Annotated in this window: 24 protein-coding genes and 1 riboswitch; of the genes, 15 read left to right on the top strand and 9 right to left on the bottom strand. The window is 55.7% G+C overall.

Going from position 1 to position 25,147, the window contains the following annotated elements:
* Positions 1–35: 35 nt before the first annotated feature.
* Complete coding sequence (locus BV390_RS23760; protein ID WP_032689948.1) at positions 36–404, bottom strand: diacylglycerol kinase; 369 nt, start codon at positions 402–404, stop codon at positions 36–38.
* Between the two features lie 129 nt (positions 405–533).
* Here BV390_RS23760 and plsB point away from each other — a divergent pair, with 129 nt between their 5' ends.
* Complete coding sequence (plsB, locus tag BV390_RS23755) at positions 534–2,957, top strand: glycerol-3-phosphate 1-O-acyltransferase PlsB (protein WP_032689949.1); 2,424 nt, start codon at positions 534–536, stop codon at positions 2,955–2,957.
* Positions 2,958–3,025: 68 nt separating this feature from the next.
* Here the strand turns inward: plsB and ubiA are convergent, their stop codons facing one another.
* The 5 genes from ubiA to malK all read right to left on the bottom strand — a co-directional run bounded on the left by ubiA (position 3,026) and on the right by malK (position 8,175).
* Positions 3,026–3,895, bottom strand: a complete 870-nt coding sequence (gene ubiA, locus BV390_RS23750) for a 4-hydroxybenzoate octaprenyltransferase (RefSeq protein ID WP_032689950.1) — start codon at positions 3,893–3,895, stop codon at positions 3,026–3,028.
* Between the two features lie 12 nt (positions 3,896–3,907).
* Positions 3,908–4,405 (bottom strand): chorismate lyase, encoded by a 498-nt coding sequence (gene ubiC, locus BV390_RS23745; protein ID WP_085397422.1) that lies wholly within the window; start codon positions 4,403–4,405, stop codon positions 3,908–3,910.
* A gap of 189 nt (positions 4,406–4,594) precedes the next feature.
* A complete protein-coding gene (malM, locus tag BV390_RS23740) occupies positions 4,595–5,545 on the bottom strand; it encodes a maltose operon protein MalM (protein WP_032689951.1) in 951 nt (316 codons plus the stop codon).
* A 109-nt stretch (positions 5,546–5,654) separates the two neighbouring features.
* A complete protein-coding gene (locus tag BV390_RS23735) occupies positions 5,655–6,965 on the bottom strand; it encodes a maltoporin (protein WP_004856433.1) in 1,311 nt (436 codons plus the stop codon).
* Between the two features lie 100 nt (positions 6,966–7,065).
* Positions 7,066–8,175, bottom strand: a complete 1,110-nt coding sequence (gene malK / locus BV390_RS23730) for a maltose/maltodextrin ABC transporter ATP-binding protein MalK (RefSeq protein WP_032689952.1) — start codon at positions 8,173–8,175, stop codon at positions 7,066–7,068.
* A 369-nt stretch (positions 8,176–8,544) separates the two neighbouring features.
* Between malK and malE the strand changes: the two genes are divergently transcribed.
* The 3 genes from malE to malG all read left to right on the top strand — a co-directional run bounded on the left by malE (position 8,545) and on the right by malG (position 12,301).
* Positions 8,545–9,735 carry a maltose/maltodextrin ABC transporter substrate-binding protein MalE gene (gene malE / locus BV390_RS23720; protein WP_032689953.1) on the top strand — a complete coding sequence of 397 codons (1,191 nt, stop codon included), beginning with the start codon at positions 8,545–8,547 and terminating at the stop codon, positions 9,733–9,735.
* A 116-nt stretch (positions 9,736–9,851) separates the two neighbouring features.
* Positions 9,852–11,396: a maltose ABC transporter permease MalF gene (malF, locus tag BV390_RS23715; protein WP_032689954.1), complete on the top strand. Its 1,545-nt coding sequence runs from the start codon at positions 9,852–9,854 to the stop codon at positions 11,394–11,396.
* 14 nt (positions 11,397–11,410) lie between these two features.
* Positions 11,411–12,301, top strand: coding sequence for a maltose ABC transporter permease MalG (malG, locus tag BV390_RS23710; RefSeq protein WP_015585370.1), 891 nt, complete (start codon positions 11,411–11,413; stop codon positions 12,299–12,301).
* A 195-nt stretch (positions 12,302–12,496) separates the two neighbouring features.
* Here the strand turns inward: malG and psiE are convergent, their stop codons facing one another.
* Complete coding sequence (psiE, locus tag BV390_RS23705) at positions 12,497–12,907, bottom strand: phosphate-starvation-inducible protein PsiE (protein ID WP_004856423.1); 411 nt, start codon at positions 12,905–12,907, stop codon at positions 12,497–12,499.
* Between the two features lie 146 nt (positions 12,908–13,053).
* On the opposite strand from psiE, the gene BV390_RS23700 reads away from it, so the two are divergent.
* Together BV390_RS23700 and BV390_RS23695 are read left to right on the top strand one after the other, a co-directional pair.
* A complete protein-coding gene (locus tag BV390_RS23700) occupies positions 13,054–13,563 on the top strand; it encodes a GNAT family N-acetyltransferase (RefSeq protein ID WP_032698391.1) in 510 nt (169 codons plus the stop codon).
* Between the two features lie 8 nt (positions 13,564–13,571).
* Positions 13,572–14,030: an acyltransferase gene (locus BV390_RS23695; RefSeq protein ID WP_032689956.1), complete on the top strand. Its 459-nt coding sequence runs from the start codon at positions 13,572–13,574 to the stop codon at positions 14,028–14,030.
* A gap of 63 nt (positions 14,031–14,093) precedes the next feature.
* Here BV390_RS23695 and pgi read toward each other — a convergent pair whose 3' ends face one another.
* Complete coding sequence (gene pgi / locus BV390_RS23690; RefSeq protein WP_032689957.1) at positions 14,094–15,743, bottom strand: glucose-6-phosphate isomerase; 1,650 nt, start codon at positions 15,741–15,743, stop codon at positions 14,094–14,096.
* Positions 15,744–16,092: 349 nt separating this feature from the next.
* A riboswitch (Lysine riboswitch) is annotated at positions 16,093–16,325 on the top strand.
* 174 nt (positions 16,326–16,499) lie between these two features.
* On the opposite strand from pgi, the gene lysC reads away from it, so the two are divergent.
* From lysC to BV390_RS23670, 3 genes are all read left to right on the top strand, one after another.
* Positions 16,500–17,849 (top strand): lysine-sensitive aspartokinase 3, encoded by a 1,350-nt coding sequence (gene lysC, locus BV390_RS23680; RefSeq protein ID WP_004856417.1) that lies wholly within the window; start codon positions 16,500–16,502, stop codon positions 17,847–17,849.
* A gap of 206 nt (positions 17,850–18,055) precedes the next feature.
* A complete protein-coding gene (gene panS, locus BV390_RS23675) occupies positions 18,056–18,985 on the top strand; it encodes a ketopantoate/pantoate/pantothenate transporter PanS (RefSeq protein WP_004856416.1) in 930 nt (309 codons plus the stop codon).
* A 128-nt stretch (positions 18,986–19,113) separates the two neighbouring features.
* Complete coding sequence (locus BV390_RS23670; RefSeq protein ID WP_004856415.1) at positions 19,114–19,386, top strand: YjbD family protein; 273 nt, start codon at positions 19,114–19,116, stop codon at positions 19,384–19,386.
* On the opposite strand, the gene rluF is transcribed toward BV390_RS23670, so the two are convergent.
* Complete coding sequence (gene rluF, locus BV390_RS23665; protein WP_032698392.1) at positions 19,383–20,261, bottom strand: 23S rRNA pseudouridine(2604) synthase RluF; 879 nt, start codon at positions 20,259–20,261, stop codon at positions 19,383–19,385. The two genes, BV390_RS23670 and rluF, sit on opposite strands and share 4 nt — an antisense overlap.
* Positions 20,262–20,604: 343 nt before the next feature.
* Here rluF and BV390_RS23660 point away from each other — a divergent pair, with 343 nt between their 5' ends.
* From BV390_RS23660 to BV390_RS23635, 6 genes are all read left to right on the top strand, one after another.
* Positions 20,605–21,558 carry a sugar-binding transcriptional regulator gene (locus tag BV390_RS23660; protein ID WP_032697088.1) on the top strand — a complete coding sequence of 318 codons (954 nt, stop codon included), beginning with the start codon at positions 20,605–20,607 and terminating at the stop codon, positions 21,556–21,558.
* 67 nt (positions 21,559–21,625) lie between these two features.
* Positions 21,626–22,429 carry an SDR family oxidoreductase gene (locus BV390_RS23655; protein ID WP_085397427.1) on the top strand — a complete coding sequence of 268 codons (804 nt, stop codon included), beginning with the start codon at positions 21,626–21,628 and terminating at the stop codon, positions 22,427–22,429.
* A 9-nt stretch (positions 22,430–22,438) separates the two neighbouring features.
* Positions 22,439–22,846, top strand: a complete 408-nt coding sequence (locus tag BV390_RS23650) for a mannose/fructose/sorbose PTS transporter subunit IIA (RefSeq protein WP_032698394.1) — start codon at positions 22,439–22,441, stop codon at positions 22,844–22,846.
* The gene (locus tag BV390_RS23645; RefSeq protein ID WP_032689961.1) at positions 22,846–23,340 is read left to right on the top strand and encodes a mannose/fructose/sorbose PTS transporter subunit IIB; all 495 of its coding nucleotides are present in this window, start codon (positions 22,846–22,848) and stop codon (positions 23,338–23,340) included. Before BV390_RS23650 ends, BV390_RS23645 begins: the two co-directional genes overlap by 1 nt.
* A gap of 173 nt (positions 23,341–23,513) precedes the next feature.
* Complete coding sequence (locus tag BV390_RS23640; protein ID WP_085397421.1) at positions 23,514–24,311, top strand: PTS mannose/fructose/sorbose transporter subunit IIC; 798 nt, start codon at positions 23,514–23,516, stop codon at positions 24,309–24,311.
* 11 nt (positions 24,312–24,322) lie between these two features.
* Complete coding sequence (locus BV390_RS23635; RefSeq protein ID WP_032698395.1) at positions 24,323–25,147, top strand: PTS system mannose/fructose/sorbose family transporter subunit IID; 825 nt, start codon at positions 24,323–24,325, stop codon at positions 25,145–25,147.

The following is a 25,147-nucleotide window of genomic DNA, read 5'->3' as shown; positions in this document are numbered from 1 at the left end:
ACATCGCAAAGCGGAATATCTCACCACGTGGCCGCTCAGTGATAGCGAGCCCACAGTAAGAGCGCCCAGGTGATCAGCGCGATCGCAATGGCCAGCAGCACCGCCGCAGACCCCATATCTTTCGCCCGACCGGACAGCTCATGATGTTCCGGGCCAATACGGTCCACCACCGCCTCAATCGCGCTATTAAGAATTTCGACTATCATCACTATCAGGACCGAGCCTATCAGCAGCACACGCGTGATGGCGTCGACGTCCAGCCAGCAGGCGATCGCTACAGCAACAATGGCGGCGATGCCTTCTTGACGAAATGCGGCCTCATTTATCCATGCCGCACGGAACCCTTTCCAGGAATAACCTGCCGCTTTAATGATTCGGGTTAACCCAGTGGTATTATTGGCCATCAAAAGAACCTTTTTATGTAAATGACGTCAATGAGTGTACGCGTTTGCCGCGTGGCAACGGAAATTTTGCGCGCTTTCTGTTATTCTTGCCGCGCATTTGCATGATTAACCAGAGGCTTCACATCGTTTATGTCCGGCTGGCAACGAATTTACTATAAATTACTGAATTTACCATTACGGGTGCTGGTAAAAAGCAAGTCTATTCCCGCAGAACCTGCTCAGGAATTAGGGCTGGATACCTCGCGTCCTATCATGTACGTCCTGCCTTATAATTCAAAGGCGGACCTGCTGACCCTGCGCGCTCAGTGCCTGGAGCACGATTTACCCGATCCGCTTGAACCGCTGGAAATCGACGGCGCGCTGCTGCCGCGCTACGTATTTATCCACGGCGGCCCGCGCGTCTTTACCTACTACGCGCCGAAAGAAGAGTCGATTAAGCTGTTCCACGACTACCTGGATCTGCACCGCAACCATCCTGACCTGGACGTGCAAATGGTGCCGGTGTCGGTGATGTTTGGGCGTGCGCCTGGGCGCGAAAAAGGCGAAGTTAACCCGCCGCTGCGCATGCTGAATGGCATTCAGAAGTTCTTCGCCGTTCTGTGGCTGGGACGCGACAGCTTTGTCCGTTTCTCGCCGCCGGTTTCTCTGCGCAGAATGGCCACCGAACACGGCACCGATAAAATTATCGCCCAGAAGCTGGCCCGCGTCGCGCGTATGCACTTCGCCCGCCAGCGTCTGGCAGCCGTCGGCCCACGTCTGCCGGCGCGTCAGGACCTGTTCAATAAGCTGCTGGCATCCAAAGCCATCGCCCGCGCGGTAGAAGATGAAGCGCGCAGCAAGAAAATCTCCCATGAGAAGGCGCAGCAAAACGCCATCGCGCTGATGGAAGAGATCGCCGCGAACTTCTCTTATGAGATGATTCGCCTGACCGACCGCGTTCTCGGTTTTACCTGGAACCGTCTCTATCAGGGGATCAACGTCCACAACGCCGAGCGCGTACGTCAGCTGGCCCATGAAGGGCACGAGATTGTCTACGTACCGTGCCATCGTAGCCATATGGACTACCTGCTGCTCTCCTACGTGCTGTATCACCAGGGGCTGGTGCCGCCGCATATTGCCGCCGGTATCAACCTGAACTTCTGGCCAGCAGGCCCCATTTTCCGCCGCGGTGGCGCATTCTTTATTCGTCGTACCTTTAAGGGCAATAAGCTCTATTCAACGGTGTTCCGCGAATATCTCGGCGAGTTGTTCAGCCGGGGTTACTCCGTGGAGTACTTCGTTGAAGGGGGCCGCTCGCGTACCGGCCGTCTGCTGGATCCGAAAACCGGTACCCTGTCGATGACCATCCAGGCCATGCTGCGCGGCGGGACCCGACCGATCACGCTGGTGCCTATCTACATCGGTTACGAGCACGTGATGGAAGTGGGCACCTACGCCAAAGAGCTGCGCGGTGCGACGAAAGAAAAAGAGAGTCTGCCGCAGATGCTGCGCGGCCTGAGCAAGCTGCGTAACCTCGGTCAGGGCTATGTTAACTTTGGCGAACCTCTGCCGCTGATGACTTACCTGAACCAGCATGTTCCGGAATGGCGTGAGTCTATCGATCCGATCGAAGCGGTTCGCCCATCGTGGCTGACGCCGACGGTCAACAATATTGCTTCCGACCTGATGGTGCGCATCAACAACGCCGGCGCGGCCAACGCCATGAACCTGTGCTGCACCGCGCTGCTGGCCTCTCGTCAGCGCTCGTTGACCCGCGAACAGCTGACGCAACAGCTGGAGTGCTACCTCGATCTGCTGCGCAACGTACCGTACTCCCCGGATGCGACCACGCCGACGGCCTCCGCCAGCGAGCTGATTGACCACGCGCTGAAGATGAATAAGTTCGAGGTCGAGAAAGATACCATCGGCGATATCATCATTCTGCCGCGCGAGCAGGCGGTGCTGATGACCTACTACCGCAACAACATCGCCCATATGCTGATGCTGCCGTCGCTGCTGGCGGCGATCATTACCCAGCATCGTCGTATCACCCGCGCGGAAGTGCTGCGTCACGTTGAGATGTTCTATCCGCTGCTGAAGGCCGAGCTATTCCTGCGCTGGGAAAAAGCAGAGCTGGCTGGCGTCATCGATGCCCTGGCGGCGGAAATGCAGCGTCAGGGGCTGATTGTCCTGAGCGATGAGGCAATCAGCATCAATCCGTCCCACTCCCGTTCCTTGCAGCTGCTGGCCGCAGGCGCGCGTGAGACGCTCCAGCGCTACGCCATTACCTTCTGGCTGCTGAGCGCGAACCCGTCCATCAACCGCAGTTCTCTGGAGAAAGAGAGCCGCACGGTGGCGCAGCGTCTGTCGGTGCTGCACGGTATCAACGCGCCGGAGTTCTTCGATAAAGCGGTATTCAGTACGTTAGTGCTGACGCTGCGCGATGAGGGCTATATCAGCGACACCGGCGATGCTGAGCCGGCAGAGACGCTGAAGGTCTACCAGATGCTGGCCGATCTGATTACGTCGGATGTGCGCTTGACGATTGAAAGCGTCACGCAGGATGAAGCGTAACGACTGAGACAGGCTTTCCTCTCCCCCGGCTATGGCGTTTACGCCGCACGCCGGGGGAAAGGAAGAGACTACTGCAGATAGCTCATCGCCAGACCGAGAAACACCACCAGTCCGACGTAGTTATTATTTAAAAACGCTTTAAAGCAGTCGTCCCGTTCGCGACGGAAAATCAGCTTCTGCTGCCAGAAAAACAGCCCTGCGGCGATAAACAGCGACCAGTAATATTCCCAGTGCAGCCCGTTCAGCCAGCCGATGGCGGCCAGCAGTACCAGCACCCCAATCTGCAATATCCCGATAATGGTACGGTCATGTTCGCCGAACAAGATCGCCGTTGATTTAATCCCGATTTTGACGTCATCGTCCCTGTCGACCATCGCGTACTGGGTATCGTAAGCCACCGCCCACAAAATATTGGCGAGGAACATCAGCCAGCAGCTTAACGGCAACGCTTCGCTCACCGCCGAGAAGGCCATCGGAATCGACCAGCCGAACGCCGCGCCCAGCACCACCTGCGGCAAGTGGGTATAGCGTTTCATAAACGGATACACCCACGCCAGCGCCAGCGCCGCCACCGACAGCAGGATGGTCATGGTGTTTAAGGTCAGCACCAGCAGGAACGAAAGCACAACCAGCACGGCAAACAGAATCCGGGCCTCTTTCTCCGAGACATCGCCGCTGGGCAGCGGACGGCGGGCGGTGCGTTTAACATGGCCGTCAAACTTTCGGTCGGCGTAATCATTCACCACGCAACCGGCGGCGCGCATCAGCCAGACGCCGGCGACAAAAACGGCCAGAATCCACAGCGGCGGAATCCCCGGCGTCGCCACCCACAGTGCCCACAGCGTCGGCCACAGCAACAGCAGCGCGCCAATGGGTTTGTCAGTACGCATCAGGCGATGAAACGCCAACAGCTTATTCTGCGCCAGACTCCTCTCCATTTTCTTTTCCTCTTAATACAGCGGCGACGCAGGCAGAAAAAGTTCTGTCAGCAGCAGCGGTTTACCGCTCAGCCGCAGGCGAGAACGACGCCCCCACAGCTCTGCTGTGCGCCCAATTTCAATAAAATCGCGGGTTAATGTCGATGACGTGAACAAATAACGCCCCAGCGGCGTCTGCCCCAACTGCTGCAGGGCCAGTTCCGGGCCGCACAGCGTCGACTCAGGCACGACCGTTCGGCCAGCGAGCCAGGGTTCACCATTGGCGCAAAGTATGATTTCCCGCAGCCAGTAACGCGCTTCATCCGGCAGCAACACCTCTTCACCCACCAGCGCTTCCCGGCCGACGAAACCCTCGTTGACTCGATTAACACTGACCTTTTTCCCTTGTTGCTCAAAGCGTTGAGTCATTGAGTCTTCCAGCAACAGCCAGTCGCGCAGGTGCGGTTCCAGCGGGGGTATCGCGGCAAAATAGCGCAGCGCACGCAGTTGCGTAAGCGCAGGATGTGACATGCCTGATTCTCCGTTACATAACGTAGCAGCATTGTATCGCAGAATAAGCCAGTCAGGGCGGGCAAAGCGTCAAGATACGATCATCGGCGTAACAGCCATGCAACAGCAGCCGCCACGCGATAAAAAAAGGTGCGTCCAGGCGGACGCACCTAAAGGCTGTGCCTAAACATCAGCATTGTGGGGAGACGATCACCCCTTGCCTTTTACACTGCTGATAAAGGTGGAACGAGCAGATTTCGAGCCGAGGCGCTCAGCTTCGTTCATCAGTTTAAGGGCTTTATCGATATCACCTTTCGCAACCGCCTGCTTGATGCCGTTGTTAAAGTAAGTTTCCGTATCGTCAAGCATCGGTTCGCTCTTCGCAGCCGGCGCTGGCGCCGCAACTGGAGCAACGGCCGGCGCCGCGGCTGGCGCGTTGTAGACCGGCGCCGCGGTATTACCGACGGTCACTGGGCCCGGGCCGGAGGAGCCAAACAGCGGCCCAACCAGCACGCTGGAGCCGGAAGAAGTTTTCACCTTCAGACCCAGGGTACCTTCGGTGGTATGTTTGGCAATCGGGTCCGGAATATCCGGCACCGCATTACCTGTGCCTTTGGCGTAGGCCTTCGCCGGATCGATTAATTTGGTGGTCTGCTGCAAATCCTGCGGGGTAGTAAAGACCAGCACATAGATTTTTTGCTGACCTAAAGCCGGAGTCAGGCGCATCACCCCTTCCAGGCGATCCGAGCTCATCACGCCCGGCTCCAGATAGGTGAAGTAGCTGCTTGGGAAAAACGCCGATGGCGTCATATTCTGGTCAAGAATCAGCACATTTGGCGCATAAACGCTGGTTTGCTTATTCACTTCACTGGTCAGGGTCAGGGTCAGCTCACCGATATTTGCCGGGACGCTGTAGGCCGCCACGGGGCCGACGATGCCGGGGATATTCAGCGACTGGCCAGCCGTCGCTAACTTTGTGGTTTGCGTTTTCGATTGGTCGACCGGCGTCCAGGTTAGCTGTTGTAACGCGGAAGCAGGAATGGTCGGTGCGGCAGAAGTATTCTGCGGCACGAAATTCACATCAGCAAAACTGACTGCGGGTACGCTGGCCAGCAGGCCGGCGGACAGGCAGAGGGCAACGAGACTTTTCTTCATTTTCATTGTTATCACCTCAATTCCGATGGCCAAGCGGTAGCCAGGCAATAGCCCGCTGAGCCGAAGATAGAGGGGCTTACGCCCCTCTTTTTTGGTCATCACACGTCAGGTTGGATTACCACCAGATTTCCATCTGGGCACCGAAGGTCCACTCGTCGCTATCGCCACGGCTGAAGGTCTTCGCAGAAGTGTCGTTGTACGCAACGCCGGAGGTGTAGCCCGCACCGGAATCACCGTTCGCGTAGCCCCATTTCTCATCCCACTTGGCGTAGGTTGCGAACAGACGAATTGCCGGACGGGACCAGATGCTGTCGCCCGCCTGCCACTGTTGCGCCAGGGTAATTTTGTACTGGTTGTTGCTGTCGCCAGTTTTCTGCGACTTCACGTTGTCGTAGCCGACTTCCAGCAGGGTGCTCATGATCGGCGTCCATTTGTACATAGGACGTACGCCGACGGTCCACCATTTGGTGCCGTTGTTGTTGTCCAGGTTGATATCCTGGTACATCGCCACGTACATCATGTCCCAATCGTCAGCCAGAGAGACTGCACCGTGGTCAAGCACGCGCCACATGGAACCGTCGTTGTTGATGCTGCCGCCCTGCGGAACGCCTTTACCGTTAGAGGTCATCGCGTCGGTGGCGTACTGCAGAACAAACTTGTTGTAGCCTTTCAGGATGCTCTGGGTGTGTTCAGCGGTGAACATCCAGCCATCTTTAGACGCGTCTGGCTGCAGGTAGTAATTATCCGGAACGTTGGTATGACCGTAGTCAACACCCAGTTCCAGAGTACCGCCCGGGTTGATTTCCATCTGTGCTAAACGCACGTCGAAGACGTCGTTCGGAACGATGTTGTCATATACGCGGTTACCCAGCGCATCACGATCGGCGAAGGTCGCAGAGCCGCCAGATTCAGAAGAACGGGTCGCAGCCAGAGAGAGTTTACCGAAGCCAACATCGATGTTTTCAAGACCCGCACCAGGACCGGAGATATCCCAGTAGTAGAAGTCGATCATGTGGACGTCATGACGCTGGTAGAAGCGCTTACCGGCCCAGATGGTGGATCCTGGCAGCCAGTCGATCAGGTTTTTACCCTGCACGTTGGCTTCACGGAATGCCGGGCTGGTGGATTCCCAGTCATTTTGCTGCGATACGGAGTAGGCAACGTTAGTATCGAAGTAGAAGCTCTTATCACCTTCTTTCCATACTTCCTGACCCAGTTTTAATTCCGCATAGGTTTCACATTCGTTACCAAGACGGTATTTACTTTGAGCACCGGTTGCCTGGAAGCACTGTTGTTCACCGCCGCTACCGGTCCAGCCGATACCGGAACGAGCATAACCGTGGAAATCAACGGCCAGCGCCTGAGCAGACATAACGCCTGCCGCGACGGCGACCGCCAGTGGAAGTTTGCGCAGAGTAATCATCATTCTATCTCCTGAGATCATTGCTTTTCTTTGAACACTTCGCCCGTCGTTATGCCTGGTTGCAGCGCACTATGGGGTTCGTGTTTTTTTTTAATGGGAAGCCTTACACGCCCGGCTCTTTATGCAACCGACGACACGCCGTACCATCCTCACGGAATAAATGGCAGCGCTCTGGTGGCAAACCGATAGCGAATGTGGCTCCCTCTTCTACCAACACCACGTCGTTCTGGCGGTAAACCAGGTTTTGACGGATGGCGGGGATCTGGATATGAATTTGTGTTTCGTGACCAAGCTGCTCAACCACCTGAACGACCCCTTCCAGAGTGACGTCGGCGATATCGCTGGGCAGCAGATGTTCCGGGCGGATGCCTAAGGACATATTGGCGCCAACCTGAACGCGGGCGCTGTCCACCGGCAGCCAGACGTGCTGGCGGTTCGGCAGTTCTACCTGAACCTGCTCAATGGCGGTTGCAGTCACTTTTACCGGCAGGAAGTTCATCTTTGGCGAACCAATAAAGCCCGCAACAAAGCGATCGGCCGGGTAGTGATACAGTTCCAGCGGTTTCCCGACCTGCGCAACGCGGCCGGCGTCCAGCACCACAATTTTGTCGGCCAGCGTCATCGCTTCGACCTGATCGTGGGTAACGTAGATCATCGTGCGCCCAAGGCGCTTATGCAGACGGGAGATTTCGATACGCATCTGCACGCGCAGCGCGGCATCGAGGTTAGAAAGTGGTTCGTCGAGCAGGAATACGCGGGGTTCAGCAACCAGGGTACGGCCAATCGCCACACGCTGACGCTGTCCACCGGATAATGCCTTCGGCTTACGCTCCAGCAGATGCGCCAGCTGCAGAACTTCCGCAACCTGAGTGACGCGCTGGTTAATTAAATCTTTTTTAGCACCGGCCAGCTTGAGGCCGAAAGACATGTTTTCCGCAACGGACAGATGAGGGTAAAGCGCATAAGACTGGAACACCATCCCGATACCGCGTTCGGCCGGAGGGATATCGTTCATTCGCGCGTCACCAATAAATAAATCACCGCTGGTTATGGTTTCCAGCCCGGCAATCATACGCAGCAGGGTTGATTTGCCGCAGCCCGATGGCCCGACAAACACCACGAACTCCCCTTCCTGGATGTCGAGATTGATATCTTTCGACACCACCACGTCACCCCAGGCTTTCGTTATATTTCGCAGCTGTACGCTCGCCATCCCCATCTCCCTTCGTTACAACCTGTCACTAAAAGACACATTCAAGATGGGCTGACTATGCGGCATTCATTAACCTGGTGAATCCTCCACCCCCGCCTTTTTTATGGGGGAGGAGACGGGAGGATGAGAGATTGCCCCTCGCTGCGGGGGATGGCGTGGCAAAGCCATTTTCGTGATGCAGGTAGCAAAAATGGCCCCGTTTTTATGTGCTCCAGACCCCAATACGGGCATTTCTGCAATGCAGATCACACAAACCACGGGTGGGGCGTAGACATAGGGAGGATGGAAAGGGGTTGTTAAAAAAGGAAACTCATCACCGTTAAGCCACCTAAGTGTATCCACGAGCACATCACCAAAAAGGACTGGTATATGAAAATCAAAACCGGCGCTCGCATCCTCGCGTTGTCTGCATTGACTACGATGATGTTTTCCGCCTCTGCCCTCGCCAAAATTGAAGAAGGTAAGCTGGTCATCTGGATTAACGGCGACAAAGGCTATAACGGTCTCGCCGAAGTGGGTAAGAAGTTTGAAAAAGATACCGGCATTAAAGTTTCCATCGAACACCCGGATAAGCTGGAAGAGAAATTCCCGCAGGTCGCGGCGACTGGCGACGGCCCGGACATCATCTTCTGGGCTCATGACCGTTTCGGTGGCTATGCGCAATCTGGCCTGCTGGCTGAAATCTCCCCGGACAAAGCTTTCCAGGACAAACTCTATCCGTTTACCTGGGACGCCGTACGCTATAACGGCAAACTGATCGCCTACCCTATCGCGGTTGAAGCGCTGTCGCTGATTTACAACAAAGACCTGGTACCGAATCCGCCGAAAACCTGGGAAGAGATCCCGGCGCTGGATAAAGAACTGAAAGCGAAAGGTAAGAGTGCGCTGATGTTCAACCTGCAAGAACCGTACTTCACCTGGCCGCTGATTGCCGCTGACGGCGGATATGCGTTCAAATTTGAAAACGGCAAGTATGACGTCAAAAACGTGGGCGTGGACAGCGCTGGCGCAAAAGCCGGTCTGACCTTCCTGGTTGACCTCATCAAGAATAAACACATGAATGCCGATACCGATTACTCCATCGCTGAAGCCGCATTCAACAAAGGCGAAACCGCGATGACCATCAACGGTCCGTGGGCATGGTCGAATATCGATAAGAGCAAGGTCAACTATGGCGTCACGCTGCTGCCAACCTTCAAAGGCAAAGCGTCTAAACCGTTTGTCGGCGTCCTGAGCGCCGGTATCAACGCCGCCAGCCCGAACAAAGAACTGGCGAAAGAGTTCCTCGAAAACTACCTGCTGACCGACCAGGGTCTGGACGAAGTGAACAAGGACAAACCGCTGGGCGCCGTTGCTCTGAAATCCTTCCAGGAAAAACTGGAGAAAGATCCGCGTATCGCTGCAACCATGGCGAACGCCCAGAAAGGCGAAATTATGCCGAACATCCCGCAGATGTCCGCCTTCTGGTATGCCGTACGTACCGCGGTTATCAACGCAGCTAGCGGTCGTCAGACCGTCGATGCCGCGCTGAAAGACGCACAGTCTCGTATCACTAAATAAGAAAATGGCGGGTGGCGCTTAGCTACCCGCCCTACCACTACGGCCTGGGCCGTAGGTCAGGCGAGCGTAAGCGCGGCCTGACAAATAAGTTTTCACCGCTGTAGAGGATGATCCCCATGGATGTCGTTAAAAAGAAACACTGGTGGCAAAGCCCGCAGCTGACATGGTCTGTGATTGGCTTGCTGTGCCTGCTGGTGGGTTACCTTGTCGTTTTGATGTACGCCCAGGGGGAGTACCTGTTTGCCATCCTGACGCTGATTTTAAGCTCAGCTGGCCTGTATATCTTTACCAACCGCAAGGCTTATGCCTGGCGCTATGTCTACCCGGGTCTCGCCGGGATGGGGCTGTTCGTCCTGTTCCCGCTGGTCTGCACCATCGCCATCGCCTTCACCAACTACAGCAGCACCAACCAGCTGACCTTTGAGCGCGCTCAGGAAGTGCTGATGGATCGCTCCTTCCAGGCCGGTAAATCCTACAACTTCTCGCTGTTCCCGGCGGGAGATGAGTGGAAACTGGCGCTGACCGATGGCGACAGCGGCAAAAATTACGTCTCCGATGCCTTTAAACTCGGCGGCGAGCAGAAACTGGCCTTAAAAGAAGGTGAAGCGCTGCCGGAAGGCGAACGCGCGAACCTGCGTATCATCACCCAAAACCGCACCGCGCTGAACCAATTGACCGCCATCCTGCCTGACGACAGCAAAGTGATCATGAGCTCGCTGCGCCAGTTCTCCGGTACCCAGCCGCTGTACACGCTGGCGAATGATGGCACGCTGGCCAACAATCAGAGCGGCGTAAAATATCGTCCGAACAATGACGTCGGTTTCTACCAGTCCATCAACGCTGACGGTAGCTGGGGCGCTGAGAAGCTGAGCCCGGGTTACACCGTCGGGATCGGCTGGGATAACTTCACCCGCGTCTTTACCGACGAAGGAATTCAGAAACCGTTCTTCGCTATCTTCGTCTGGACGGTGGTCTTCTCAGTCCTGACGGTGATTCTGACCGTGGCCGTAGGCATGATCCTCGCCTGCCTCGTACAGTGGGAGTCTTTGAAAGGAAAAGCGATTTACCGTGTTCTGCTGATTCTGCCTTACGCCGTACCGTCGTTTATCTCGATTCTGATTTTCAAAGGGCTGTTCAACCAGAGCTTTGGTGAAATCAACATGATGCTCAGCGCGCTGTTCGGCATCAAACCGGCCTGGTTCAGCGACCCGACCACCGCGCGTTCGATGATCGTTATCGTCAACACCTGGCTGGGCTACCCGTACATGATGATTCTGTGCATGGGCCTGCTGAAAGCTATCCCTGACGACCTGTACGAAGCATCGGCAATGGACGGCGCCGGTCCGTTCCAGAACTTCTTTAAGATTACGCTGCCGCTGCTGATTAAGCCGCTGACGCCGCTGATGATCGCCAGCTTCGCCTTCAACTTTAACAACTTCGTGTTGATTCAGCTGTTAACCAACGGCGGTCCGGACCGTCTCGGCACCACCACGCCGGCCGGCTATACCGACCTGCTGGTCAGCTACACCTACCGTATCGCCTTCGAAGGCGGCGGCGGTCAGGACTTCGGTCTGGCGGCAGCTATCGCCACCCTGATCTTCCTGCTGGTGGGCGTACTGGCGATTGTTAACCTGAAAGCCACACGAATGAAATTCGACTAAGGAGGGCTCTGAACATGGCTATGGTACAACCCAAATCTCAGAAGCTGCGTTTACTCACCACGCACCTCCTGCTGCTGGTTTTCATCGCGGCGATTATGTTCCCGCTGCTGATGGTTATTGCTATCTCTCTGCGCGAGGGTAACTTCGCCACCGGTAGCCTGATCCCGGACCAAATCTCCTGGGAGCACTGGCGGCTGGCGCTGGGCTTCAGCGTTGAACACGCTGACGGCCGCGTCACCCCGCCACCTTTCCCGGTTCTGCTGTGGTTGTGGAACTCGGTGAAAGTGGCCGGGATCACCGCCATCGGTATCGTGGCGCTGTCCACGACCTGCGCCTATGCCTTCGCCCGTATGCGCTTCCCGGGCAAAGCGACCCTGCTGAAAGGGATGTTGATTTTCCAGATGTTCCCGGCGGTGCTGTCGCTGGTGGCGTTATACGCCTTGTTTGACCGCCTCGGCCAGTATTTACCGTTCGTCGGCCTGAACACCCACGGCGGCGTCATCTTCGCCTATATGGGCGGAATTGCGCTGCACGTCTGGACGATTAAGGGCTACTTCGAAACTATCGATGGCTCGCTGGAAGAAGCGGCGGCGCTGGATGGCGCAACGCCGTGGCAGGCCTTCCGTCTGGTCCTGCTGCCGCTGTCGGTACCGATTCTGGCCGTCGTATTTATTCTGTCGTTCATTGCCGCGATTACCGAAGTACCGGTGGCCTCGCTGCTGCTGCGCGATGTGAACAGCTATACCCTGGCCGTCGGTATGCAACAGTATCTCAACCCGCAGAACTATCTGTGGGGCGACTTTGCCGCCGCGGCGGTGCTCTCCGCCATTCCGATTACGGTTGTATTCCTGCTGGCCCAGCGCTGGCTTGTTAACGGCCTGACGGCAGGCGGGGTGAAAGGTTAAGTTTCATCGTTATACCCGCCCCAAATTTCAGCGGAGGGATGGTGCTTTAGTTGCTGTACACGAACCCCAACCGGGTACGGCAACTACCGCCCTCAGCTGAAAAAGTAAGGCAAATGCCACTGCTATCCTCAACTGGACCCTACATAAATTAAGTTTTGTGACTGTTGGTCAGCGGCCTCTGAAGGCCGCTTTTTTTTATTCGCGTTTCAGGCGGTTGGAGTTACACAGCCACAGCGTAATCACCAGAATCAGGATCGCTGCCGAATAGATAAGCACCGCCATGGGCGATTCGTGATCGACAATAATCAGACGCACAATCGCCGTAATACCGATATAGACAAAATAGCGTAGCGGAAAGTGAAAGCCCGACTCAAAGTACTTCACAATCAGCGCGATAAATTCGAAATAGAGAAAATAGACCACCAGCCCTTCGACCAGCTTGTACTTACTGACCGGTTCCGGAGTAAACAGGACATGCGCCAGATGGAACGTCTCTTTCCCGAGGAAAACCACCAGGATGACCCCCAGGCACAGCAGCGCCAGATTCAAAACCGCCTGCATGGCGGTCGCCACAAAATTGACCAACGGACGATAGACCGACGGCATAGGCACACCTCTTATATTCGTTATTCCTGCCGATCTGTATAACGCAAAAACGTGATCCAGATCGATATTATTCGTTAACTTTTTGCGTCTGTTGCGTCAAATGTAACAATCACTTGCCAGACTGGCGGGTTAAAAAGGATACAGCAATGCTGACAATACGTACGGCGCAACGGGAAGACGCTCCCCTGCTGAGTGAAATGGGGAACGCCAGCTATCGCCACCACTTCGCCCACCTCTGGCACAGCGCCAGCGAGCTGGCGCACTTCCTCCAGCAGGAGTACTCCCTGCCCGCCCTTCACCACAGCCTCAGCGATGAGCGCAGCTGCTGGCTGATTGCCGAAGCCCGGCATCCTGTCGGCTTCGCAAAATACAGCTGCCATCAGCCGATGGCGCCCGATGGTCCGCGCGGCACGTTGCTGCATAAGCTCTATTTACTGCCAACTGAAACAGGACATGGCTACGGTGAGCAGATTTTTAGCGCCGTTGAAGCGCGGGCAAAGGCGGCGGGCGATGACTGGCTGTGGTTAGAAGTCCTCGCCAGCAATCCCGGCGCCAGGCGTTTTTATGAGCGCTCAGGTATGCAATATGTGAAAGACAGCGTATTCCGCTCCGCTACCCAGATGAGCACGCTGCATATTCTGGCCAAACCTATCTGAGAGGCGCTATGCACACTCTTCGTGAAACCGGCATCCGCAACGTCACCAGCGGTGAGAACGTGGTGATTTATCAACCTGCCAACCTCTATGACTGCACGCTTGGCGATAACGTCTTCGTCGGGCCATTCGTCGAAATTCAGGGCAATACGCGCATCGGCGCCGACAGTAAAATCCAGTCCCATACCTTTATTTGCGAGTATGTCACGATCGGCGAGCGTTGCTTTATCGGCCACGGCGTGATGTTTGCCAACGATATGTTTCGCGAGGGGCGTCCCGATGCCAACCGGGAAAACTGGGGGCGAATTACGATTGGGAACGATGTTTCTATCGGCAGCGGCGCGGCCATTCTGGCGGTCAGCATCTGCGATGGTGCGGTGATTGGCGCGGGCAGCGTGGTCACGAAATCGATAACAGAAAAAGGCGTCTGGGCGGGTAATCCGGCGAAATTGTTGCGCCGTCTGCCATAAAAAATGCCGACCCTGGGGTCGGCATTATTGCGGCGGATTAACGCTCCGTGACCGGGGGCGTGATTATGCGCGCCAGGCTTTGTAACGGTTAATCAGGCCGTTCGTCGAGCTGTCGTGGCTGCTGATTTCTTCGCCATCTTTCAGCTCTGGCAGAATGCGGTTTGCCAGCTGTTTACCTAACTCAACGCCCCACTGGTCGAAGGTGAAGATGTTGAGGATCGCGCCCTGGGTGAAGATCTTATGTTCATACAGGGCAATCAGCGCGCCCAGGCTGAACGGGGTGATTTCACGCAGCAGGATGGAGTTGGTCGGGCGGTTGCCTTCGAACACTTTGAACGGCACCACGTGATCCAGGGTTGCCGGATCTTTACCCTGATCACGATATTCCTGCTCAACCGCTTCACGGGATTTACCGAACGCCAGCGCTTCGGTCTGTGCAAAGAAGTTAGACAGCAGCTTCGGATGGTGATCGGAGAGCGGGTTATGGGTAATGGCCGGGGCGATAAAATCGCACGGTACCATTTTGGTGCCCTGGTGGATCAGCTGATAGAACGCGTGCTGGCCGTTGGTACCCGGCTCACCCCAGATGATAGGGCCGGTCTGGTAATCTACGGCGTTGCCGTTACGGTCAACGTATTTGCCGTTAGACTCCATGTTGCCCTGCTGGAAGTAGGCCGCAAAGCGGTGCATGTACTGGTCGTACGGCAGAATGGCTTCGGTTTCAGCGCCGAAGAAGTTGTTGTACCAGATACCGATCAGCGCCAGCAGCACCGGCAGGTTTTTCTCTGGCGCGGTGGTGGAGAAGTGTTTATCCATCGCATGCGCGCCGGAGAGCAGCTCAACAAAGTTGTCGAAGCCCACGGACAGGATAATGGACAGGCCGATGGCTGACCACAGGGAGTAACGGCCGCCAACCCAGTCCCAGAACTCAAACATATTGGCAGTATCAATACCGAACTCGCCCACCGCTTTGCCATTGGTGGAGAGTGCGGCGAAGTGTTTCGCCACGTGCTTCTCATCGCCCGCGGTCGCCAGGAACCAGTCGCGCGCGCTGTGGGCGTTGGTCATGGTTTCCTGGGTGGTGAAGGTTTTCGACGCGACCAGGAACAGGGTGGTTTCCGGGTTCACCGTTTTCAGCACTTCGGCGATATGGGTGCCATCGACGTTAGATACAAAGTGCATATTGAGGTGGTTTTTATACGGACGCAGCGCCTCGGTCACCATGAACGGGCCGAGGTCAGAACCGCCGATACCGATATTCACTACGTCAGTAATCGCTTTACCGGTATAGCCTTTCCAGCTACCGGAGATGATCGCTTCAGAGAAATGCTTCATCTTTTCGAGAACAGCATTAACTTCCGGCATCACATCTTTGCCATCAACAATAATCGGAGTATTGCTACGGTTGCGCAGAGCAACGTGCAGAACAGCGCGATCTTCAGTGCGGTTGATCTTTTCACCGGAGAACATGGACTTGATCGCCCCTGCCAGATCGGTCTCTTTCGCCAGATCCTGCAGTTTGCTCAGCGTCTCTTCGGTGATGCGGTTTTTGGAAAAATCCACCAGCATCAGATCGTCGAACGTTGCGGAAAACTTAGAAAAACGGTCGCTGTCTTGCGCGAAAAGCTCGCTGATAGTGACGTCTTTCATTTCATCAAAGTGTTTCTGTAATGCCTGCCAGGCAGAGGTCTGCGTTGGGTTGATGTTTTTCATTAGCAATACTCTTCTGATTTGAGAATTGTGACTGCGGTCGATTGTAGCGCCGGCGGCAAAAAATTGTGATGATTTTTATGTTATGCCTATGACACGCGTCAGGAACAGGGTCAGTTCGGGGCAAAAAGCCTCTACTAGTATAGCCATCATAAGGCTTTTTTCTGTTAATCATCCCCGCATGAAAAATCCGCATAACCGCAACGTTGACATACCTACTCCGAAGCCTTTATATAACTGCACTGCCTGCATTTACGCAGGTTTGTATTGCTCGCGCATTTCACGCTACAGCGAAAGGGTATTGCAGGGGGATTATCACCAGCGCCCCCAGGCAAAGTGAAAGACGTCGGTAATTGCCAGAAGAGGTGCGTTGCCCAGGTAACCGTATTGGAGGAACCAGTCCGGCGAAAATACGTGAGGGGGAGCAACGCCGAGGTGATAGAGCGTCTGGTACGCACATCACCGGCCACAGGGGCTGAATCCCCTGGGTTGTCACCAGAAACGTTCGCAGTCGGGCGTTTCATACCCAGGAACTGACGCAAGACGTTGGGGAGCGGGTCTACAAGGTGGAGCACTTCTGGGTGACATCGTAGCTGTTTATTGCTCTGCGCCCACCCTGTTTTTCGCTCTTCCCTTGTGCCATGGCTGAATAATTTGGCCTGGCTTATTAAGACATTTTATTACTGTAAGTTGGTGTCCAGCCCAGCCCCACTCAGGAATCGTTTTAATAAGTCAGGCCCCCCCTGACACGAGGTTGTTATGACAGATTTAGTTGTAGCCAAATTCGGCGGCACCAGCGTTGCCGATTTCGATGCCATGAATCGCAGCGTTGATGTTGCGCGACTTGATGAGAACACGCGCGTCGTGGTGTTATCGGCCTCTGCGGGTGTGACCAATCTTTTGGTTGCTTTGGCTGAAGGGCTGGAACCCGCTGAGCGTTTTGAAAAGCTCGAGTCACTGCGCCAGATTCAATTCAATATCCTGGAGCGTCTGCGCTATCCCAACGTGATTCGCGAAGAGATCGAGCGTCTGCTGGAAAATATCACCACCCTGGCAGAAGCCGCTGCGCTGGCAAGTTCCGCTGCGCTGACCGACGAGCTGGTCAGCCATGGTGAACTGATGTCCACCCTGCTGTTTGTCGAAATTCTCCGCGAGCGCGGTATCGCGTCACAGTGGTTCGATGTGCGTAAAATTATGCGCACCAACGATCGCTTCGGCCGCGCCGAGCCAGACATTGCCGCACTGGCCGAGCTGACGCAGCTGCAGCTGACTCCGCGCCTGGCTGAAGGTCTGGTGGTCACTCAGGGCTTTATCGGCAGCGAAGCGAAAGGGCGTACGACAACCCTGGGTCGCGGCGGCAGCGACTATACCGCGGCTCTGCTGGGCGAAGCGCTGAACGCCAGCCGTGTCGATATCTGGACCGATGTCCCGGGTATCTACACCACCGACCCGCGCGTCGCGCCGGCGGCAAAACGCATTGATGTCATCGCCTTTGCCGAAGCGGCAGAAATGGCCACCTTTGGGGCCAAAGTGCTTCATCCGGCCACCCTGTTGCCCGCCGTGCGTAGCGATATTCCGGTCTTCGTGGGCTCCAGCAAAGAACCCACTGCCGGCGGAACGCTGGTGTGCAATAAAACCGAAAATCCGCCGCTGTTCCGGGCGCTGGCCCTGCGCCGTCGTCAGACGCTGCTGACGCTGCATAGCCTGAATATGCTGCACTCTCGCGGCTTCCTGGCGGAAGTGTTCGGGATCCTCGCGCGCCACAATATTTCCGTGGATCTGATCACCACGTCCGAAGTCAGCATTGCGTTGACCATGGATACCACCGGTTCGACCTCCGCCACCGATACTCTGCTGACGCAGGCGCTGCTGACCGAGCTCTCCTCCCTGTGCCGCGTAGAAGTGGAGCAGGATCTGGCGCTGGTGGCGTTAATCGGTAACGAGTTGTCGCGCGCCTGTGGCGTGGGCAAAGAAGTTTTCGGCGTCCTTGAGCCGTTCAATATTCGTATGATTTGCTACGGCGCATCCAGCCATAACCTCTGCTTCCTGGTGCCTGGCGCAGATGCCGAGAAAGTCGTGCAGAAATTACATCATAATTTGTTTGAATAATATTTCTTCACGCGATAAATATTACCTATAGCCGGGCTCGAACCCGGCTTTTTTATAACTATACCAACACAACACCCCCTCAATCGTTCAGGCGACTGGACGGTGCGACGATCCCTGATGCACAGCAGACAACGTGCCCGGGGAAACAGACACCGCCTGCGCACGCGTTGCCCGAAGAATGAGGCGTTAATCGCAAGGAAAACAACATGCTCGCTACTCTGACGAGGCTGTTCCCGTTATGGGCGCTGCTGCTCTCTGTTCTGGCTTATTACACTCCGTCGACCTTTACCCCCGTCGGGCCATGGGTCACCACGCTGCTGATGCTAATCATGTTCGGAATGGGAGTACATCTGAAACTAGATGACTTTAAGCGCGTGCTGTCGCGCCCGGCGCCGGTGGCTGCAGGTATTTTTCTTCACTATCTGGTGATGCCTCTCGCCGCCTGGGCGCTGGCGCTGCTGTTCCATATGCCGCCCGAGCTTTCAGCCGGCATGGTACTGGTCGGGAGCGTCGCCAGTGGGACCGCATCGAACGTGATGATCTATCTCGCGAAAGGCGATGTGGCGCTGTCTGTCACCATCTCATCGGTTTCTACGCTGGTCGGCGTGGTTGCCACGCCGCTGCTGACGCGGCTGTATGTGGATGCGCACATTCAGGTCGACGTCATGGGGATGCTGCTCAGCATCCTGCAGATCGTGGTGATCCCGATTGCGCTGGGGCTGGTGATTCACCATACGCTGCCCAAAGTGGTGAAAGCGGTTGAGCCTTTTCTGCCCGCCTTCTCAATGATCTGCATCCTGGCGATCATCAGCGCCGTCGTCGCCGGTTCCGCCTCGCATATCGCCTCGGTGGGCCTGGTGGTGATTGTCGCGGTGATCCTGCATAACGCCATTGGCCTGCTCGGTGGCTACTGGGGCGGGCGGCTGTTTGGCTTTGACGAGTCAACCTGTCGGACGCTGGCGATTGAAGTGGGGATGCAAAACTCTGGTCTGGCTGCCGCGCTGGGGAAAATCTACTTCGGCCCGCTCGCCGCGCTGCCCGGTGCGCTGTTTTCAGTCTGGCACAACCTGTCCGGCTCGCTGCTGGCGGGTTACTGGTCCGGGAAACCGACCGCCAAAAACGTGAACAAACGCTAATATTCCCTCACCCGGGCCAACGGCCCGGGTATTTTCCCCGTTTGTGCCCTCCTCAACGAGACTAACCCGCTGTCCGTCGGCCCGCGATTACCGTACACTGGGTTATCCGGCAGACTGAGGGCACCACGATGGCACTTCCCCGCATTACGCAAAAAGAGATGACAGAGCGCGAGCAACGCGAACTCAAAACGCTGCTTGACCGGGCCCGAATAGCGCACGGCCGTCCGCTGACCAACGCCGAGACCAACGCCGTCAAGAAAGAGTACATCGACAAGCTGATGGTGCTGCGAGAAGCCGAAGCGAAAAAGGCCCGCCAGCTAAAGAAAAAGCAGGCCTACAAACCCGATAGCGAAGCTTCATTTTCATGGTCGGCGAGCACGCCGACGCGCGGCAGGCGTTAACGCCCTTTCTTTTTCCGTCCCGGCTGAGTAAAACGTTTTCCGTTAGACGCCGGGCGCCCTTTCTCGTTTTTCTCATTGCTCTTTTCAACCTTCACTACCGGACGTTTGATCCCGGCGGTTTTCGGTTTGGCTTTCGCCTTCGGTTTGGCCTCAGAGGACGAATTCTCAATCAGCTTAAACAGCGCCACCAGCTCATCATCCGTCAGGTCGCGCCACTCGCCCAGCGGCAGTCCCGACAGCCCGACGTTCATAATTCGCGTTCGTTCAAGCTTCATGACCTCATAGCCAAAGTGCTCACACATCCGGCGAATCTGCCGGTTCAGGCCCTGAACCAGGGTTATGCGGAACACGAACGGCGCTTCCTTCCTGACTTTGCACTTCTTCGTCACCGTGCCAAGAATCGGTACGCCGGCTCCCATACCGCGGATAAACTCGTCGGTCACCGGCTTGTCCACCGTCACCAGATACTCTTTTTCGTGATCGTTGCCGGCACGCAGGATCTTATTCACCAGATCGCCGTGGTTGGTCAGAAAGATCAGCCCCTGAGAGTCTTTGTCCAGTCGACCAATCGGGAAGACGCGCTTGCTGTGGTTAACAAAGTCCACAATGTTATCGCGCTCGCTGTCTTCCGTTGTGCTGACAATACCGACCGGTTTATTCAGGGCGATGAAAACCAGATCTTCGGCCTCGCGCGGCTCGATCAATTGACCGTTGACCTTCACGACATCGCCAGGGTTGACCTGATCGCCAATGGTCGCACGCTTGCCATTGATAAAAACATTGCCTTGTTCAATGTAGCGATCGGCTTCGCGACGCGAGCAAATTCCGCTTTCACTGATGTATTTATTGAGTCGGGTTGATGAGTCTGGCAGCATAAATTCTCCTGTAAAAGCGAAATATACCTCAGGCCGCGGACAATCAAAAATAATCGCGTCTCCACGGCTCGCCGCTAAATGTGATCCGTCACACCTTTCGACACAAAAGTGTTCCACCCCGTGCCGTGCAATTCTGCCCGGCGAAAATAAGCAGAATCAAACCATTAGCTCACCATGCACAAAAGTGCCATCTCCAGGCAGGTCAGTAATCAAATGTGCAAAACAAACCGCCACCTTATGGTGATGATATAGCGGAAAATTGCTTTGTCGCCGGCGATAGTTGGGGTTATATCAGATCAAGAGAGCAAGAGTGTCGTTTGCACAAATGTGCAGGAGCCCAAAGATGGCGATCGAAAATAGCGATGATATCCGCTTAATAGTTAAAGTTGCCCAGCTCTATTATGAGCAGGACCTGACCCAGGCGCAGATTGCCCGTGAGCTGGGTATTTACCGCACCACGATCAGCCGCCTGCTAAAACGCGGTCGTGAGCAGGGTATTGTCACCATCGCCATCAACTACGACTACAACGAAAATCTGTGGCTGGAACAGCAGCTGAAGCAAAAGTTCGCTCTCAAAGAGGCGGTGGTCGCTTCCTGCGAGTCATCACAGGAAGAGGACCAGCTGAGCACCATCGGGCAGCATGGCGCTCAGCTGGTCGATCGCCTGCTTGAGCCTGGCGATATTATCGGCTTTTCCTGGGGGCGTGCGGTCCGTGCGCTGGTCGAAACCCTTCCGCAGGCAAGTCAGTCGCGGCAGGTGATTTGCGTGCCGATTATCGGCGGTCCCTCGGGCAAGCTGGAGAGCCGGTATCATGTGAACACGCTGACCTACGGCGCCGCCGCCAGGCTGAAAGCCGAATCGCATCTTGCTGACTTCCCGGCGCTGCTGGAAAACACATTGATTCGCAACGGTATTATGCAGTCCCAGCATTTTAAAACGATTTCATCCTACTGGGAGAATCTCGATGTGGCGCTGGTGGGTATCGGTTCCCCGGCGATTCGCGATGGCGCCAACTGGCATGCGTTTTATGGTAGTGAAGAGAGCGATGATCTCAACGCGCGACACGTCGCCGGCGATATTTGTTCACGCTTTTATGATATCAACGGTATCGCCGTTGAAACCAATATGAATGAAAAAACGCTCTCCATCGATATTGCCAGATTAAAACAGGTGCGTTATTCCGTGGGTATCGCCATCGGCGAAGAAAAATATACCGGAATCATTGGCGCATTACGCGGGGGTTATATTAACTGCCTGGTGACGAATAGAGAAACCGCAGAACTGTTACTGAAATAAAAGACGTTTTCTTTTGCCGCAGCTCGCGCTGCGTGGGATCCCTTTACCTGAAAATGAGATGACGATTATGCAAACATGGCTAAATCTGCAAGATAAAATCATTATTGTTACCGGCGGCGCTTCGGGAATTGGTCTGGCAATTGTTGATGAGTTATTAAATCTCGGCGCAAATGTCCAGATGAGCGATATTCACGGCGGTGACAAGCATCACCACAATGACCGTTACAGGTTCTGGCCCACGGATATTTCCAGCGCCAGCGAGGTGAATCACACCGTCGAGCAGATTATTCAACAATACGGCCGTATCGATGGCCTGGTGAATAATGCCGGGGTGAATTTTCCGCGTCTCCTCGTCGATGAGAAATCCCCGGCAGGACGCTACGAACTCAATGAGGCCGCCTTTGAAAAGATGGTGAACATCAACCAAAAAGGGGTCTTTCTGATGTCGCAGGCGGTGGCCCGGCAGATGGTGAAACAGCGCGCAGGCGTCATTGTTAACGTCTCGTCGGAAAGCGGGCTGGAAGGCTCTGAAGGTCAGAGCTGCTATGCCGCAACCAAGGCTGCGCTGAATAGCTTCACGCGTTCATGGTCCAAAGAGCTGGGGAAACACGGTATTCGCGTCGTGGGCGTTGCGCCAGGCATCCTCGAAAAAACCGGGCTGCGCACGCCGGAATACGAAGAAGCGCTGGCCTGGACGCGCAATATCAGCGTCGAGCAGCTGCGCGCGGGCTATAGCAAAAACGCGATTCCGCTTGGTCGCTCCGGTCGTCTTAGCGAAGTGGCCGACTATGTCTGCTACCTGCTGTCAGAGCGGGCAAGCTATATAACCGGAGTAACCACTAACATCGCCGGCGGAAAAACCCGCGGATAAGGAGTCGATATGGTGAATGTTATTTTCTGCGCCCACGGTCAGCTGGCCTGCGCCATGCTGGATTCGGTGCGCATGGTCTATGGTGACGTGAAGGCCAGCGCGGTGGCATTTATGCCCGGCGAAAACGCCAGCGACATCGCCACCCGGCTCGATGAGTTAGTAAGTGCTCACAATGATAGTGAGTGGCTGATCGCCGTCGATTTACAGTGCGGCAGCCCATGGAATGCCGCCGCCGGGCTGGCGATGAAAAACCCGCGACTGCGGGTCATCAGCGGTCTCTCTTTACCGCTGGCGCTGGAACTGGTGGATAACCAGCAGACCCTGACCGCAGACGCCCTGTGCGCACACCTGACCGCCATCGCCAGCCAGTGCTGCGTGGTGTGGCGACAGCCGGAAACCATTGAGGAGGATTTCTGATGAACATTACGCTTGCTCGCATTGATGACCGCCTGATCCATGGCCAGGTGACCACCGTGTGGTCAAAAGTGGCCAACGCCGGGCGCATTATTATCTGCAACGACGAGGTCTATAACGATGAGGTACGTCGGACCTTACTCCGCCAGGCCGCGCCTCCGGGCATGAAGGTCAATGTCGTTAACCTCGAAAAGGCGGTCGCCGTTTATCACAACCCGCAATATCAACACGAGACCGTTTTTTATTTATTCACCAACCCTCAGGATGTTTTAACGATGGTCAGACAGGGGGTCAATATTGCCACCTTAAATATCGGCGGCATGGCCTGGCGACCGGGTAAAAAACAATTAACCAAGGCGGTATCTTTAGACGACCAGGATATTCATGCGTTTCATGAACTGGATAAACTGGGCGTAAAACTGGACTTACGTGTGGTGGCATCAGATCCGTCCGTCAATATCCTCGACAAAATAGCCGAGCACTCTGTTACAGAATAAAACAGCGCCTGTATTTTGCACATCGTTATTCTGAATGGCACACCCTGGAAATAGACTTAGCACAATTTTTAGTGACAGGTTTAAAAATATAAAACCCATACCGTGACCGTCAGCGTAATACCGTGTTAATGCCGTAACAGGCAGGGATTTGCATACCCTCAAGGTGACATATTATGGAAATCAGTACCCTACAAATAATCGCCATATTTATTTTTTCTTGTATTGCCGGAATGGGCAGCGTGCTGGATGAATTTCAGACGCACCGCCCGTTAATTGCCTGCACGGTCATCGGCTTAATTCTCGGTGATTTAAAAACCGGGATTATGCTCGGCGGTACATTGGAACTGATCGCACTCGGCTGGATGAACGTCGGCGCCGCGCAATCGCCGGATTCGGCGCTGGCCAGCATTATCTCCGCGATTCTGGTTATCGTCGGCCATCAAAGTATCGCCACAGGGATCGCCATCGCGCTGCCGGTGGCCGCAGCCGGGCAGGTGCTCACCGTTTTCGCCCGCACCATTACGGTGGCCTTTCAACACGCAGCGGACAAAGCGGCGGAGGACGCGCGTTTTCGCACTATCGACATGCTGCATATCTCGGCGCTGGGCGTACAGGCGCTCCGCGTCGCAATTCCGGCACTGGTCATCTCGCTGTTTGTCAGCGCCGACATGATCAGCAACATGCTGAACGCCATCCCGGAATTTGTCACCCGCGGCCTGCAAATCGCCGGTGGTTTTATTGTGGTGGTGGGCTACGCCATGGTGCTGCGCATGATGGGCGTCAAATACCTGATGCCATTCTTTTTCCTCGGTTTTCTGGCGGGAGGCTATCTCGATTTCAGCCTGCTGGCCTTCGGCGGCGTGGGCGTCATTATCGCGCTGATTTATATCCAGCTGAACCCGCAATGGCGCAAGGCCGAGCCCCAGCAGGCCGCCGCCTCTTCCACCGCCCTTGACCAACTTGACGACTGATGGAGCCCGTTATGGAACCGAAAAAACTCACCCAAGGCGACCTGGTTAACATCTTTCTGCGCTCCAACCTGCAGCAGGCCTCCTTCAACTTTGAACGTATTCATGGTCTCGGCTTTTGCTACGACATGATCCCGGCGATCAAGCGTCTCTATCCGCTAAAAGAGGATCAGGTGGCGGCGCTAAAACGCCATCTGGTGTTCTTCAATACCACCCCCGCCGTCTGCGGCCCGGTGCTGGGCGTAACGGCGGCGATGGAGGAAGCGCGAGCCAACGGCGCGGCTATCGACGATGGGGCGATTAACGGCATCAAAGTTGGCCTGATGGGGCCGCTGGCCGGGGTCGGCGATCCGCTGGTCTGGGGCACGTTACGCCCGATTACCGCGGCGCTCGGCGCGTCGCTCGCGCTCTCCGGGAATCTTCTTGGGCCACTTCTCTTTTTCTTTATTTTCAATGCAGTCCGCCTGGCAATGAAATGGTACGGCCTGCAGCTCGGTTTCCGTAAGGGGGTCAATATCGTCAGCGATATGGGCGGTAACCTGCTGCAAAAACTGACCGAAGGGGCCTCTATTTTGGGTCTCTTCGTGATGGGCGTGCTGGTCACCAGGTGGACCTCCATCCACGTGCCGTTGGTGGTGTCGCAAACGCCAGGCGCCGACGGCACCACCGTCACCATGACCGTACAAAACATCCTCGACCAGCTTTGTCCCGGCCTGCTGGCGCTGGGCCTGACGCTGCTGATGGTGCGTCTGCTCAATAAAAAAGTTAACCCGGTATGGCTGATCTTTGCCCTGTTTGGTCTGGGGATTATCGGTAACGCGCTGGGCTTCTTGTCCTGA

Origin of the sequence: Klebsiella sp. YJ, assembly GCF_002108615.1 — a bacterium.
In the GTDB taxonomy this organism is placed as follows: Bacteria; Pseudomonadota; Gammaproteobacteria; order Enterobacterales; family Enterobacteriaceae; genus Klebsiella; species Klebsiella planticola.
This window is presented reverse-complemented; position numbering and strand designations above follow the sequence as displayed.

Excerpts from the sequence above, each read along its gene's own strand:
- BV390_RS23760 (WP_032689948.1), bottom strand. The coding sequence starts at position 404 with ATGGCCAATAATACCACTGGGTTAACCCGAATCATTAAAGCGGCAGGT.
- plsB (WP_032689949.1), top strand. The coding sequence starts at position 534 with ATGTCCGGCTGGCAACGAATTTACTATAAATTACTGAATTTACCATTA.
- ubiA (WP_032689950.1), bottom strand. The coding sequence starts at position 3,895 with ATGGAGAGGAGTCTGGCGCAGAATAAGCTGTTGGCGTTTCATCGCCTG.
- ubiC (WP_085397422.1), bottom strand. The coding sequence starts at position 4,405 with ATGTCACATCCTGCGCTTACGCAACTGCGTGCGCTGCGCTATTTTGCC.
- malM (WP_032689951.1), bottom strand. The coding sequence starts at position 5,545 with ATGAAAATGAAGAAAAGTCTCGTTGCCCTCTGCCTGTCCGCCGGCCTG.
- BV390_RS23735 (WP_004856433.1), bottom strand. The coding sequence starts at position 6,965 with ATGATGATTACTCTGCGCAAACTTCCACTGGCGGTCGCCGTCGCGGCA.
- malK (WP_032689952.1), bottom strand. The coding sequence starts at position 8,175 with ATGGCGAGCGTACAGCTGCGAAATATAACGAAAGCCTGGGGTGACGTG.
- malE (WP_032689953.1), top strand. The coding sequence starts at position 8,545 with ATGAAAATCAAAACCGGCGCTCGCATCCTCGCGTTGTCTGCATTGACT.
- malF (WP_032689954.1), top strand. The coding sequence starts at position 9,852 with ATGGATGTCGTTAAAAAGAAACACTGGTGGCAAAGCCCGCAGCTGACA.
- malG (WP_015585370.1), top strand. The coding sequence starts at position 11,411 with ATGGCTATGGTACAACCCAAATCTCAGAAGCTGCGTTTACTCACCACG.
- psiE (WP_004856423.1), bottom strand. The coding sequence starts at position 12,907 with ATGCCGTCGGTCTATCGTCCGTTGGTCAATTTTGTGGCGACCGCCATG.
- BV390_RS23700 (WP_032698391.1), top strand. The coding sequence starts at position 13,054 with ATGCTGACAATACGTACGGCGCAACGGGAAGACGCTCCCCTGCTGAGT.
- BV390_RS23695 (WP_032689956.1), top strand. The coding sequence starts at position 13,572 with ATGCACACTCTTCGTGAAACCGGCATCCGCAACGTCACCAGCGGTGAG.
- pgi (WP_032689957.1), bottom strand. The coding sequence starts at position 15,743 with ATGAAAAACATCAACCCAACGCAGACCTCTGCCTGGCAGGCATTACAG.
- lysC (WP_004856417.1), top strand. The coding sequence starts at position 16,500 with ATGACAGATTTAGTTGTAGCCAAATTCGGCGGCACCAGCGTTGCCGAT.
- panS (WP_004856416.1), top strand. The coding sequence starts at position 18,056 with ATGCTCGCTACTCTGACGAGGCTGTTCCCGTTATGGGCGCTGCTGCTC.
- BV390_RS23670 (WP_004856415.1), top strand. The coding sequence starts at position 19,114 with ATGGCACTTCCCCGCATTACGCAAAAAGAGATGACAGAGCGCGAGCAA.
- rluF (WP_032698392.1), bottom strand. The coding sequence starts at position 20,261 with ATGCTGCCAGACTCATCAACCCGACTCAATAAATACATCAGTGAAAGC.
- BV390_RS23660 (WP_032697088.1), top strand. The coding sequence starts at position 20,605 with ATGGCGATCGAAAATAGCGATGATATCCGCTTAATAGTTAAAGTTGCC.
- BV390_RS23655 (WP_085397427.1), top strand. The coding sequence starts at position 21,626 with ATGCAAACATGGCTAAATCTGCAAGATAAAATCATTATTGTTACCGGC.
- BV390_RS23650 (WP_032698394.1), top strand. The coding sequence starts at position 22,439 with ATGGTGAATGTTATTTTCTGCGCCCACGGTCAGCTGGCCTGCGCCATG.
- BV390_RS23645 (WP_032689961.1), top strand. The coding sequence starts at position 22,846 with ATGAACATTACGCTTGCTCGCATTGATGACCGCCTGATCCATGGCCAG.
- BV390_RS23640 (WP_085397421.1), top strand. The coding sequence starts at position 23,514 with ATGGAAATCAGTACCCTACAAATAATCGCCATATTTATTTTTTCTTGT.
- BV390_RS23635 (WP_032698395.1), top strand. The coding sequence starts at position 24,323 with ATGGAACCGAAAAAACTCACCCAAGGCGACCTGGTTAACATCTTTCTG.